Origin of the sequence: Chryseobacterium sp. GVT01B, assembly GCF_019970045.1 — a bacterium.
Taxonomy (GTDB): domain Bacteria; phylum Bacteroidota; class Bacteroidia; order Flavobacteriales; family Weeksellaceae; genus Chryseobacterium.
This window is the reverse complement of the sequence record NZ_JAHXYI010000009.1, coordinates 137,917-150,411: the sequence shown is the minus strand read 5'-3', so window position 1 is coordinate 150,411 and position 12,495 is coordinate 137,917. Positions and strand designations below refer to the sequence as shown.

Here is a 12,495-nt window from a genome sequence, read left to right as displayed (position 1 = left end):
TGGTAATCCCAAAAAATAATCATCTTCAAATTACCACATTTTATAGTTTTTATTAATGAGTCAGTATGCTTTCAAGATCTTTCCAGAACATTGGATAAGACTTTTCTACTACATCTTCATCTTCAATATTGAGTTCTCTGATCAGACAAAATGGTGCAAAACTCATGGCCATTCTGTGATCCTGATAGGTCTTAATAGAAATATTGCTTTGTGGCTCTCCAAAGCTGATGGATTTAATCGTCAGATCTGTAATTTCTGTTTCAGTACCTAGTTTTTGCAGTTCATTATATAAAGCAAGAAGTCTGTCGGTTTCCTTTACTCTTAAAGTTCCCAATCCTGAAATATCGAAAGGTATTTTTAAGGCAGCTGCCGTTACGCAAAGGGTTTGCGCAATATCAGGACAGTCATTCATATCCAGAACAATTTTTTCCGGAAAAGAAAAATCTGGCTGAGGTTCCAGCGTTAATTGATGCTCATCTTCAGAGAATGTTGTTTTAATTCCGAAGAACTTCTCATAGATATTGGCAATTGCAGAATCTCCCTGTGTTGATTCCTTGTAAAAACTTTTCAGATGAATGGTTTCTCTTCCCAACGCACAGATGGAGTAGAAGTAAGAAGCCGAACTCCAGTCGCTTTCCACTTCATAATGTACTACTTCATTATTGTCTGGAGTGAAAGGCTTTACTTTAATTGTATTTCCCACAAAGCTGCTTTGAATCCCAAATTTTGTCAGAATATCAAGGGTCATTTCAATATAAGATCTTGAAGTCACTTCTCCCACAAGATTGATCTCTAATCCGTTTTCAAGTTTTCCTGCAACAAGAAGCAGAGAGGTGATAAACTGGCTTGAAATATTAGCCGGAACATTCACAGAAGTCTGAGTGATCTTTTTCCCTGTAATTTTTAAAGGGGGGAAACCTTCGTTCTCCATATATTCAATTTCTACTCCAAGATCCCTCAAAGCACTTACCAGATTTTTGATAGGCCTTTCTTTCATTCTCCCGGAACCGGTAAGAATTGTCGTTTTACCTTCCTGAATAGAATAATAAGAAGTAAGAAAACGCATAGCCGTTCCTGCATGATGAATGTCTACCACTTCGGTATCCTCAGATAATGCTTTTTTCAGCAATTGAGTATCCTGAGAATTGGATAGATTTCCGATTTTTATATTACTGAACAGACTTTCCAGAATCAATAAACGATTCGAAATACTTTTCGAACCGCTGATCTGTACTGTTTTTCCTCCTGATAATTTTGATTTTTCTAGCTTCATTATGATCTGCATTATCTTAAAAAATAATGAGTTACAAATTTAGGTATTATTTATAACTCATCATTTATAATTATTTCAATTTTTCGTTGTTTTGATGCCGGTCTTTATCCCGGTCCGTCTTGATTTTCATTTTTCGGTTAAAAGCATCCTGCAGGTTCACTCCGGTCTGATTGGCAAGGCATAGCGTAACAAAAAGTACATCTGCCAGCTCTTCACCAAGGTCTTTCGTTTTATCACTTTCCTTTTCGCTTTGTTCACCGTATCTTCTGGCAATGATTCTTGCCACTTCACCTACTTCTTCTGTCAGCATCGCCATGTTGGTAAGTTCATTAAAGTATCTTACACCAATGGTTTTGATCCATTCATCTACCTGCTTCTGTAACTCAGTAATTTCCATTATTGATAAGCTCCTAAAGTTGGGTTGGTAGTTCTGGATACATTCACAATGTCAAAAGGTACGGTTGCTGCAACAGCTGCATTTCCTTTTCCAAGAGCTGGTGAACCAGGTTTAACTCTTAAATTCATTTTAGCCATAAAATAATTGACAAACTGTGGATCAGTATTCTTGGTTGTTTGTATCACATTCGGATTATTGTCAAAAGTGAAGCCGGACCCTGTTGTACTCGTATATTTGATTAATGAATTTTGAAGTAAAAATTCAAACTGCTGCCCTGGAGTTTGTTCAAAATGAACAGCATCATCCCTGTCAGAATATACAATACTGTTTTTGATATCAAGCAGCTGTAAAGCGCCCTGTTCTGATTGTCCTGCATCATTCTTCCATTCATTGGCTGCAAAAATTCCGCTTCTGTCAAAAGAGCTCATCGTTCTTGAATAGTTGGCAATCGTTGCGTGGGTATAGCTGTGTTTTCCTCCTCTGAAAATACCGACACATGATAAACCGCAATTGTTCATCACAAGATTATTGGCATTCACAGTAGAACCTACAGCGTAAATTCCATATTCAAAGAAAGTATGGATGAATGAATTGGTGATAGTCGCATTGGTTTGTTTCATATCAAGACCTCTTGTTCCTCCGAAAAGCCTTGCATGGTTCATCTTAAGTGTAGAATTTGCTTCCATTTTGATAGAATTCCAGTTTTTAGGAATCGTATCATAATAAGGATCATTTCTGTCTCCACGAAGAATAACCTGGTCGGTCTGCGTTCCGTTAATATTTAAAACAGCTCCGGAAGAAACTTTCATTCCGCTGTTTTTGTGGAAGTATACCTTAGTTCCGGGATTAATATCCAACGTTACACTTGGATTGATGGTAAGATTTCCGTAGATGATCTTTGCTTTATTGTTATTCCATGTAGTAGAATTGGTAATTATATTCGGGTTGCCTGGAGTCTGAATAAAAAACTCAGCATCCTGAACTACAGAAAATAAAGTGACATGCTGTTGTCCGGTTGGGCTGGTAAAAATAACTTTGTCCTCAGCAATCGCTTCCGGTCCGGTAGCTTCCGGGGCAATTTCAACAAAAATATAAAGACTGTCTTTCTTTCTTAAAGGAACATTTTTAAAATCATATCCCGGTTTTCCATCTACATTGATTCTATATAATGAAGCAGCTCCTTTTTCAAGATTCACTCTTGGAATCATGATATCCTTATCTTCATTATTATATACTTTTACTACATAAGTTTCTGAACGTACCTGGTGATATACCGTGTCACAGAATACAGTGTCTCTTGAGAAACTTAGCTGCTGGGTAGGACTGTCAAACGTAATATCATCCTTATTACATGATACTGCTACAAGTAACATCCAGAAGGAAAAAGCCAGTAATAATTTGAATTTCATTGAAATTAAAGTTTAAGTAAGTTCCAAATTTAACGAAAATACTTTGAATTTCTTATCAATAAAAAAATATTGAATCGAGTATTTGGAAATTAGAAAAAATGTTGTATTTTTGCAACCTAAAATTTAGCAGAGAAATATCCATTACTATTTCGAAAGCAAACTTAATTTTTTTAAAAATAGTATTATGAAAAACGGAATCCACCCAGAAAATTATAGACTTGTTGTTTTCAAAGATATGAGTAACGACGAGGTGTTTCTTTGCAAGTCTACTGCAGAAACAAAAGACACTATCGAGTTTGAAGGACAAGAATACCCATTAATCAAAATGGAAATCTCTTCAACTTCTCACCCTTTCTACACTGGTAAAGTAAAACTAGTTGACACTGCAGGTAGAGTTGATAAGTTCATGAACAAATACAAAAAATTCGCTAAGTAATTTTTGTACACTTAAAATATTAAAGTCTTCCAATTTTTGGGAGACTTTTTTTATTGTAAATTTGTTAACCTTGAATTTTAAACTTTAAACTTAAAAACTGAATGATGCAGATAGTATTTTCAGACGCACAATATTGGGAAGACTTTCTTCCGCTTACTTTTACCCGCCCTGTTGCTGCAATGCGATGCGGAATTCTTACATTCTCAGAAAGATGGCAGAAAATCCTGGAAAACACAGAGATTTCTTACTTTACGGAAACATATCTTCAGGATAAATTTAAAAGTCCGGAGGAAAAAGAAAGCCTTTTTTTAGTTCCGAATTTCCTCCCTACAGAAACCGTAATTCAACAGATTAAAGATCTTAAGCAGGGAGAAGCATTGGTTTATGAAGACGAATTGATCGCCGCTAAAATCAATATGAAAGATTTTTCTCTCCATCAGATTGAAAAAATGACGGACATCAAGGAAGATCTTGTTTTCTTTAAAAGACCAAAGGATCTGTTTACCTATAATCATCATGCTATTGATTTTGACTTTGATCTGCTTACAAAGGGAAGAGTTTCGCAGGAATTATCTTCAACCAACGGATTTTTGGGAGATAAAAAAGACCTCTTTATCGAAGAAGGTGCTGAAATTGAATTCTCTACTTTGAATACTAAGACAGGTAAAATTTATATTGGTAAAAATGCTGAAGTAATGGAAGGCTGTCATCTTCGCGGACCTATTACGCTTGGAGAAGATTCTAAGTTTAACCTTGGCGCTAAAATATACGGAGCTACTACTATTGGTCCACATTGTAAAGTAGGAGGGGAAGTGAATAATATTATTATTTTCGGTTACACGAGCAAGGGGCATGAAGGTTTTGTCGGAAACTCTGTAATCGGGGAATGGTGTAACTTCGGTGCTGATACCAATTCTTCCAACCTTAAGAATAATTACAGTCATGTAAAACTGTGGAACTACAGAACAAAAGCCTTTGAAGATACAGGATTGCAGTTTGCAGGATTAATTATGGGAGATCATTCCAAAACAGCAATCAATACCCAGTTGAATACCGGAACAGTAATTGGAGTGGCTTCCAATATATTCAAACCTGGTTTTCCACCCAATCTTGTGGAGAACTTTTCATGGGGTGGACTGAAAGATGATGAAAGATTCAGACTGGATAAAGTATATGAAGTGGCAGAAAGAGCAATGGCGAGGAGAAAAGTCCCTTTAACAGAAGAGGATAAAGCAATTTTGAAACATATTTTTGATATGTATTAATTCGATGATAATAAAAAACTTCAATTTTTTTTGAAGTTTTTTTATTTTTGATGTAATAGATCTGTAACGGCAATTGTCTTACCTATAAGAAACAAAACTCATGACCCAAGAAACTTTCAAGAATACGGTGTTTATTCTCAAAGACGAGATGTATCGTTTTGCGAAACGGTTTGTCATGAGCAGTGATGAAGCAGAAGATGTAGTACAGGATCTCATGATGAAGTTTTGGCAGAAGAGGGATGAGCTTGAGCAGTTCGGGAATTTTAAATCCTATGCGCTGAAGTCTGTCCGGAACGAATGCCTGAACAGATTGAAGCATCACGATGTAAAGATCGGCTTTGCAGATATGCAGCTTCACCGGTCGGAGCTTTACAGTATGGAAGTTGATAACCTTAAGGAACATATTATAGGATTTATCAATCAGCTCCCCGAAAAACAGAAGATGGTCATCCACTTGAAAGATGTAGAAGAGTATGATGTTTCCGAAATTTCTGAAATGCTGGAAATGGAGGAAAATGCAGTAAGGGTAAACCTGATGCGTGCGAGACAAAAAGTAAAAGAACAAATCTCACAACTGATGAGCTATGAAAAAAGATCAATTACAAGATAAATACAACGAAGTCTTCCAGGATCTTAAGGAAGAAAAAATGGACTGGAGTTTTGAAGACTTTCTTCAGACTGCAGAAGGTGCGGAGCCTGAACAGCATATTGCGCCTGTTATTCCACTGGAAGAAAAGAAGAAACCCTCCTTTCCTAAATGGTTCTGGATGGCCGCCAGTATAATGCTGGTTTTCAGTATCGGATTTTTCCTGAATAACAATAATAAGAATGCGCAGGATAAAGAAAAGCTGGTAAAAGATGAAATCTTAAAGCAGAAATCCGGATTCATTGAAGAAAACAGTGATCACCAGGAACAGGTTGCCGTAAATCATACAGACTCTATTTCCGGTGTGAAAAAAGATTCTGTTTTTCAGGACAATCAGGTGGCGGAAAAAGATGTAATGGATGAAATCCTGCCAAAAAGAGGAAGACTTAAAAAGGAAACAAGACCCAGATATGTAAGTAATTCCTCAAACAATAAAAATTTAAGTGATTCTGCATCTGCGTACAATGACTCTTATGTAATTGTAAACGGCAAAAGAATCAGTAGTGAAAAAGAAGCCATAGATGTTGCCAAATACTCCTTTATGAAATTAGGAAACGAGTTTAAAAAAACAGTAGCATCCTCTCAAAAAAATGAAAATCTTGACAGCGAATATTAAAAATCAGAACAATCCCATGAAAAAAATATTTTTTATAATAGCCGTAATGCTAAGCAGCTTTGCAACTTATTCTGCACAGACTGAGAAATTAGACAAGCTTTTTCAGGATTTTGAAAAAAAGGGAAGAGTGACATCTATCAATATTAAAAAGCCGATGTTCAAGCTATTGAATACCATTGATGTTGATGATGCTTATGTCGGAAAAATAAAACCGATCCTGAACGATGTGGATGGACTTAAAATTTTAATTATTCCTAAAATTACCTTTCCAGATCGTTTAAAAGATGAGAATCTTGCCAATATAAAAATGAATGAAGATAAAACGGCGAGAATAAATGATGCATTGAACTCATTAAACTTCAATGAATTAATGTCTATGAGCAGCGATGGAACTTCTATGAAATTCCTGGCAGAAGACGAGAAAGATAACTATCTTGAAAACCTTGTTTTCAACGTTGATTCCAAAGAAGAGAATATTATTTTTATTCTTAATGGAAAAATGAAGCTATCCGATGTAAACAAGATCATTAATTCCGGTGAAACAACTACTTCTTCTGTGACAACTTCCGTGAGAAATGACCTCACTTCAGGGAATACATCATCTTACCTGAACGGAGATAACAGAAACGTGGGTGAATTCTCAAAGATAGATGCCAGCGTAGGAGTAAATGTTACCTACAAACAGGAAAATACAAGAAGTGTAAAAGTTATTGCAGATGCAGATAAGCTTCAGTATGTGATTACAAAAGTGGAAAACGGAGTTTTAAAGATCTATGTTGACAACAAAGGAGTTCGAAATCTGAGATTTAAAAATCTTAACGTCAATGTTTCAGCTCCCAGCATTAGTGCTATAAAAACATCTTCAGGAAGTGTCTTTACAGCAGTGAACCCTGTTACAGAAAGCAGCCTTGCAATAGAAGCAGAATCTGGTTCTATTATTAAAGGAACATTCAATGTAAAAGAGTCTGCAGCAGTAGAAGTAAGCTCAGGTTCAGTAATAGATATTGATATTAAAACACCAAAGCTGGCATTAGATACTTCCAGCGGAGCAAGTATTAGCTTATCAGGAGAGGCAGCCTCTGCTGTAATTGATATCAGCAGTGGAGCGTCTTGTAAAGCTGATGATCTTAAGATCTCAACAGCAGTAGTAGAATCTACCTCTGGAGCAAGTCTTTCTTTACTGGTAACAGATAAATTGAAAGTAAGTGTTTCATCCGGAGCAGCCGTAAAATTGAGAGGAAATCCTGAATTGGATGCCAAAGTAGATAAAATTTCGGGCGGAAGCTTCAGACAAATCAAATAAGAAAACTAACCTATGAAGACTCTTAAACATTTTTTTCTCGCTATTCTGGTGCTGGGCATGCTTCAATCATGCATCGTTTCAGAAAAACCGAATATTGACTTTTTCCAGAATTCAAAATATGATTTCAAAGGAGCTCAGTTTGCAAGTATTAATGTACCCATGGTTCTTGCTAAATCTTATATTAAGAAGGCTTTAAGAGAAGACGGAGAAAGTGAGGAAACAATTAATCTGGTAAAGAAAGCTTCAAAAATAAAAGTTCTTACCGTAACAAACGGAAGTAAAGAAATGCTGAATGATTATACTCAATATCTGAACGATAATCATTATGAAGAATGGGCTACCATAAAGCATGACGGCGATAATGTCAATATAAGGGTGAAACAAGACGGTGACGCTATTAAAAATATGCTGATCACTGTAGGTTCCAATAGTAAGGATATGGTGTTTGTAGATGTGAAAGGAAATTTTACTCCTGATGATATCTCAAAAATGATTAATTCTGTTTCCGTTAAATAACCATTAATCCCAAAAAATTCACAGCATGGAAAAACTGATAAGAGAAGTCCGTATCCTTAAAATCTATGCCGTTGTACTCACCATACTCTGTGCGATGTTTTTCTTTCTCGCATTTAAAAACCAATCTTCTAACGAACGTTTTAAAGAAATAGATGTAGAACGCATCAATATCATTGAGAAGGACGGAACTTTAAAAATGGTTATCAGTAATAAGGAGCGCCAACACCCCGGATTGGTGAATCACAAAGAAATGAAACCCCGTGAAAGAGAAGCAGGACTTATTTTCTTCAATTCTATGGGTGACGAATGTGGAGGGCTTGTATATGATGCTGATGAAAAAGGGTCCGGAATGGTATATTCTGTAGATCAAAGAAATACAGATCAGATTATGCAGCTGCAATATTCTGAATCAATAGGGAATGATAAAAAAAGAGTATATGGTTTAAAACTTTGGGACAGACCGGATGATTTTCTGCTGGAAGATATTATTAAGGCTGGAGATTCAATCAAAAAAATTAATAATCCGGAAGATTCAAAAAAAGCATTTGCACAGCTACGGGAAAAGGGTAAGCTGGGAAATGAACGGTTTTTTGCCGGCAAGACAGCGAATGGAGATGTAGGGATTTTTATCCGTGATACAAAAGGGAAAGTAAGATTAAAAGTATACGTCGATAAAAATAATCAGACCCATATTGAGAAATTGGATGAAAATGGAAACCCGGTAAAATAACCTACTAGCGGCAATATTGATTAAACTTAACAAGTAGTTTCTACATATTCAATTATTTTGTACCGTAACCGTTCTGATAAAAGAGCGGTTTTTTCGATTTAAGTTATTGATTATTAAATTTTATTTAAACTATTAAAAAGGATTTTCATATCTCACTAAAATAACCTAATTTTGCAAAGAAAGTAAAGATGTCTATTCATAACAAAATTGTAGAGACAGCCATCACTTTCGATGACGTTCTTCTAGTCCCTTCTTATTCAGAAGTTTTACCTAACCAGGTTTCATTAAAATCAAGACTTACCGACAAAATCACGCTGAATGTTCCGATAGTTTCCGCTGCGATGGACACAGTTACTGAAGCTGATCTGGCTATTGCCTTAGCAAGAGTTGGAGGATTAGGTTTTATTCACAAAAACATGACAATCGCTGAGCAGGCTGCTCAGGTGAACCGCGTAAAGCGTTCCGAAAACGGAATGATCTCTGATCCGGTAACTTTATCTAAAGATCATACTTTGGGAGAGGCGAAAAGCCTTATGTCAAGATATAAGATTTCAGGTCTTCCGGTAGTAGATGCTGATAATGTTCTGATTGGAATTATTACCAACAGAGATGTAAAATATCAGGAAAACCTTGATATGAAAGTAGAAGAGATCATGACCAAAGAAAATCTGATCACTTCAGACAAAGATACCAATCTTGAAAAGGCAAAAGAAATCCTTCTTAAAAACAGAGTTGAAAAACTTCCGATTGTAGATAAAGATAATAAACTTGTAGGATTAATTACTATCAAGGATATTGATAATCAATTGGAATATCCAAACGCTAATAAAGATGAGAACGGTCGTCTTATCGTAGGAGCTGGAGTTGGAGTAGGAGAAGATACATTGGCTAGAATTGAGGCTTTGGTACAGGCAGGAGTTGATATCGTAGCAATCGATTCAGCACACGGTCATTCTAAAGGAGTTTTAGACAAAATCTCAGAAATCAGAAAAGCATATCCGAACCTTGATGTTGTAGGTGGAAATATCGTAACCGCAGAAGCTGCAAAAGACCTTATTGAAGCCGGAGCCAACGTACTTAAAGTTGGAGTGGGTCCAGGTTCTATCTGTACAACAAGAGTCGTTGCAGGTGTGGGAGTTCCTCAGTTATCTGCAATCTATAACGTTTACGAATATGCTAAGTCACAAAATGTAACAGTAATTGCTGATGGTGGAATCAAACTTTCAGGAGATATCGTTAAAGCTATTGCAAGTGGAGCAGGAGCCGTAATGCTTGGTTCTCTTTTAGCGGGTACAGATGAAGCTCCGGGAGAAGAAATCATTTTCCAGGGAAGAAAATTTAAGTCTTACCAAGGTATGGGAAGTCTTTCTGCTATGAAGAGAGGTGGTAAAGAAAGATATTTCCAGAGTGAAGCTAAAAAATTCGTTCCGGAAGGAATTGAAGGAAGAGTTCCACATAAAGGAAAATTGGAAGATGTAATTTTCCAATTGACAGGAGGTTTAAGAGCTGGTATGGGATATTGTGGATCTAAGGATATTGAAACTCTTCAAAAAGATTCTAAACTGGTAATGATTACAGGAAGCGGATTGAAAGAATCTCACCCGCATGATGTAATTATCACACAAGAAGCTCCGAATTATTCTTTATAAAATCATTATTGAATTTATATTTTAAAAACCGCACAATTAGTGCGGTTTTTTATTTTGTAATTTTAGATTAATGTATTGATTAGTAGTGGGTTAGTTTTGTATTTTGTTTTTATTAATTTATTGTTTTGTTATTTTTATTGCTTTTTATTAGGAATAATGTAAATTAATCGAATACTGTTTGTAATTACGTTAATTTTATTTTTGGTTTAAAATGTAACAATTATAAATGTTTTTCTACTAACTGTAATAAAATTTTAAATTTTGTGCTGATTATTGATAATAAATACTATTGATAGATGCTTGAAATTGTAAATTTTTAATCTATTAATTTTTTGAAATATTGTAATGAAGAAAACTATCCTTTGTGGGGCATTGCTACTATCCCTTTCAGTATCAGCACAGCAAAAAAAAGATTGGTGTGACTTTGATAATGAACAGAGAGTACACCAAAAACAAAATGCGGAAATTGATGAAATGGTTCGCAATATGCGTAACAAAATTATTAGCGGTAATCAAAATACTACTGCTAAAGGAGGAAGTGCATACAAAATTGTAAATGGAGTTTATGAAATTCCTGTAGTAGTACACATAATAGCACCTACAGGAGCTGCTATTGGTACTGCTTACAATAAGAGTGATGCTCAAATTCAGGCTTGGCTGGATCATTGTAATCAAATGTATGCAGGTACTTATCAGTGGGCTCAGGGAATTCCTGCAGATTTTGGTACAGCTGCTACAATGCCGATTAAGTTGGTATTGGCCAAAAGAGACCCTAACTGTAATGCAACTACTGGGATTGTTCGATATAATGGTGGTACTCTTCCAGGATATGATGCCAATGGGATAAACCGTAGTGGGACATCTGGTGTTAGTACAGATCAGGTTAAGACAATTGCTCCGCACTGGCCAGAAGCTTCTTACTTTAACATTTATATTATGAACAAAGTAGATGGAGGTGGAACCTATGGTATTATGGGCTGGGCTGGATTGCCTCAAAATGCTGATGCTAACTACGAATCCTTTATGAAATCTTTTGTGGTTACACTACAGGATGATATTACTTTGGCTCATGAGTTTGGACATAGTATGGGATTACTTCATACTTTTGGAAATGCTAACGCTCAACCGCCGCAAGGGACTACTTCTACTACTTACTGTCCAGCGATGACTAATAATGATTGTAATAAGGATGATGACCAGGTGTGCGATACAGAAAGATCAAGAAGCTTGCTGAATGATCCTGCACCTACTAACAATGATATGAATTATTGTACAGGAGCAAACTATCAGGGAGTACAGTATAACATGATGAACTATACCAACCCAATTGCATTCAAATTTACCAATGGACAGCATGACAGAGCAGCTCTTTATTTCTTTTTAATGAGAGGATCTTTGAGTACTTCATTAGGTGGAACAGCCCCTTCTAATGCTGCTGCGATTGGAACACCTATTGCTGCAACATGTAATCCATCAGGGATCTCTACACCAGATGATTATTTTGTTGGCCCAACTCTTGTGAAATTAGGAAGTATTAATAATGCAACTACAGGATATTGGCATAATAATACTAGTTTTTATGAAGATTATACAGGAGCAAACTGTCTGAAAGCTACAGCTACTGAGCTTTCTTCCACAGGAACACATAACCTTCAGGTAAATTTATCAGGTTCAAATAACGATGTGAGAGTTTGGATTGACTATAATAATAATGGAACATTTGAAGCCTCTGAACTTGTGGGTACTGCTGATAATATTGCAGCAGATCCGGTTACAGAAATAGGTACTTACAATACTACTATTACGGCACCTGCTTCAGTGGTACTTAACACTCCGCTAAGAATGAGAGTTCTTGTAGATGATGAGAATCCTAACATGACTCCTTGTGGACAATTAATGTACGGACAGGTTGAAGACTATACTGTAAAATTTGTTACGAACTTAGGAACAAACGAGGTGAAAGCGGATAATAATGATTTAACTGTTTATCCTAACCCGGTTGCAACAGGAGATAAGATCTTCATTAAAGCTAAAAATGGTAAAAACCTGAAAGTTTCTATTTCTGATATGGCAGGAAGATTGATCGCAAGTCCATCTGCAACTGAAGAAGGAAATGGTATTTTCAAAGTAGAGCAGCAATTAGAAAAAGGAGTATATATGATTCAGGTTTCTAACGGAAAAGATTCTAAAACTTCAAAATTGATCATCAAATAAATTGATCAAAGTTTAATATATATAAATGTCTCCATTTCGAT

At 35.9% G+C, this 12,495-nt stretch carries 12 protein-coding genes; 9 read left to right on the top strand and 3 right to left on the bottom strand.

The window, feature by feature from the left end:
• Window positions 1–52 precede the first annotated feature (52 nt).
• The 3 genes from LC457_RS20910 to LC457_RS20900 all read right to left on the bottom strand — a co-directional run bounded on the left by LC457_RS20910 (window position 53) and on the right by LC457_RS20900 (window position 3,079).
• Window positions 53–1,273 (bottom strand): 3-phosphoshikimate 1-carboxyvinyltransferase, encoded by a 1,221-nt coding sequence (locus LC457_RS20910; RefSeq protein WP_223601565.1) that lies wholly within the window; start codon window positions 1,271–1,273, stop codon window positions 53–55.
• 70 nt (window positions 1,274–1,343) lie between these two features.
• Window positions 1,344–1,670, bottom strand: coding sequence for a nucleotide pyrophosphohydrolase (locus tag LC457_RS20905; RefSeq protein WP_223601564.1), 327 nt, complete (start codon window positions 1,668–1,670; stop codon window positions 1,344–1,346).
• Complete coding sequence (locus LC457_RS20900) at window positions 1,670–3,079, bottom strand: hypothetical protein (protein WP_223601563.1); 1,410 nt, start codon at window positions 3,077–3,079, stop codon at window positions 1,670–1,672. The genes LC457_RS20905 and LC457_RS20900 overlap by 1 nt, the downstream gene beginning before the upstream one ends.
• Window positions 3,080–3,263: 184 nt before the next feature.
• On the opposite strand from LC457_RS20900, the gene LC457_RS20895 reads away from it, so the two are divergent.
• The 9 genes from LC457_RS20895 to LC457_RS20855 all read left to right on the top strand — a co-directional run bounded on the left by LC457_RS20895 (window position 3,264) and on the right by LC457_RS20855 (window position 12,454).
• Window positions 3,264–3,515, top strand: coding sequence for a type B 50S ribosomal protein L31 (locus LC457_RS20895; protein WP_027375398.1), 252 nt, complete (start codon window positions 3,264–3,266; stop codon window positions 3,513–3,515).
• A 104-nt stretch (window positions 3,516–3,619) separates the two neighbouring features.
• Window positions 3,620–4,780 carry a GlmU family protein gene (locus LC457_RS20890; RefSeq protein WP_223601562.1) on the top strand — a complete coding sequence of 387 codons (1,161 nt, stop codon included), beginning with the start codon at window positions 3,620–3,622 and terminating at the stop codon, window positions 4,778–4,780.
• Between the two features lie 100 nt (window positions 4,781–4,880).
• The gene (locus LC457_RS20885; protein ID WP_124536645.1) at window positions 4,881–5,390 is read left to right on the top strand and encodes an RNA polymerase sigma factor; all 510 of its coding nucleotides are present in this window, start codon (window positions 4,881–4,883) and stop codon (window positions 5,388–5,390) included.
• Window positions 5,365–6,042 (top strand): hypothetical protein, encoded by a 678-nt coding sequence (locus LC457_RS20880; protein WP_223601561.1) that lies wholly within the window; start codon window positions 5,365–5,367, stop codon window positions 6,040–6,042. Before LC457_RS20885 ends, LC457_RS20880 begins: the two co-directional genes overlap by 26 nt.
• Window positions 6,043–6,058: 16 nt before the next feature.
• Window positions 6,059–7,345: a DUF4252 domain-containing protein gene (locus tag LC457_RS20875; protein ID WP_223601560.1), complete on the top strand. Its 1,287-nt coding sequence runs from the start codon at window positions 6,059–6,061 to the stop codon at window positions 7,343–7,345.
• A gap of 12 nt (window positions 7,346–7,357) precedes the next feature.
• Entirely contained in the window at window positions 7,358–7,861 is a 504-nt protein-coding gene (locus tag LC457_RS20870; RefSeq protein WP_223601559.1) for a DUF4252 domain-containing protein, read from the top strand.
• A gap of 25 nt (window positions 7,862–7,886) precedes the next feature.
• Window positions 7,887–8,591: a hypothetical protein gene (locus tag LC457_RS20865; RefSeq protein WP_223601558.1), complete on the top strand. Its 705-nt coding sequence runs from the start codon at window positions 7,887–7,889 to the stop codon at window positions 8,589–8,591.
• Between the two features lie 188 nt (window positions 8,592–8,779).
• Complete coding sequence (gene guaB / locus LC457_RS20860; protein WP_223601557.1) at window positions 8,780–10,240, top strand: IMP dehydrogenase; 1,461 nt, start codon at window positions 8,780–8,782, stop codon at window positions 10,238–10,240.
• Window positions 10,241–10,585: 345 nt separating this feature from the next.
• A complete protein-coding gene (locus tag LC457_RS20855; protein WP_223601556.1) occupies window positions 10,586–12,454 on the top strand; it encodes a GEVED domain-containing protein in 1,869 nt (622 codons plus the stop codon).
• Window positions 12,455–12,495 lie beyond the last annotated feature (41 nt).

Bases quoted from the DNA above. Each gene is read 5' to 3' on its own strand.
- LC457_RS20910 (WP_223601565.1), bottom strand. From the start codon at position 1,273: ATGAAGCTAGAAAAATCAAAATTATCAGGAGGAAAAACAGTACAGATC.
- LC457_RS20865 (WP_223601558.1), top strand. From the start codon at position 7,887: ATGGAAAAACTGATAAGAGAAGTCCGTATCCTTAAAATCTATGCCGTT.
- LC457_RS20885 (WP_124536645.1), top strand. From the start codon at position 4,881: ATGACCCAAGAAACTTTCAAGAATACGGTGTTTATTCTCAAAGACGAG.
- LC457_RS20880 (WP_223601561.1), top strand. From the start codon at position 5,365: ATGAAAAAAGATCAATTACAAGATAAATACAACGAAGTCTTCCAGGAT.
- LC457_RS20895 (WP_027375398.1), top strand. From the start codon at position 3,264: ATGAAAAACGGAATCCACCCAGAAAATTATAGACTTGTTGTTTTCAAA.
- LC457_RS20870 (WP_223601559.1), top strand. From the start codon at position 7,358: ATGAAGACTCTTAAACATTTTTTTCTCGCTATTCTGGTGCTGGGCATG.
- LC457_RS20890 (WP_223601562.1), top strand. From the start codon at position 3,620: ATGCAGATAGTATTTTCAGACGCACAATATTGGGAAGACTTTCTTCCG.
- LC457_RS20875 (WP_223601560.1), top strand. From the start codon at position 6,059: ATGAAAAAAATATTTTTTATAATAGCCGTAATGCTAAGCAGCTTTGCA.
- LC457_RS20855 (WP_223601556.1), top strand. From the start codon at position 10,586: ATGAAGAAAACTATCCTTTGTGGGGCATTGCTACTATCCCTTTCAGTA.
- LC457_RS20905 (WP_223601564.1), bottom strand. From the start codon at position 1,670: ATGGAAATTACTGAGTTACAGAAGCAGGTAGATGAATGGATCAAAACC.
- guaB (WP_223601557.1), top strand. From the start codon at position 8,780: ATGTCTATTCATAACAAAATTGTAGAGACAGCCATCACTTTCGATGAC.
- LC457_RS20900 (WP_223601563.1), bottom strand. From the start codon at position 3,079: ATGAAATTCAAATTATTACTGGCTTTTTCCTTCTGGATGTTACTTGTA.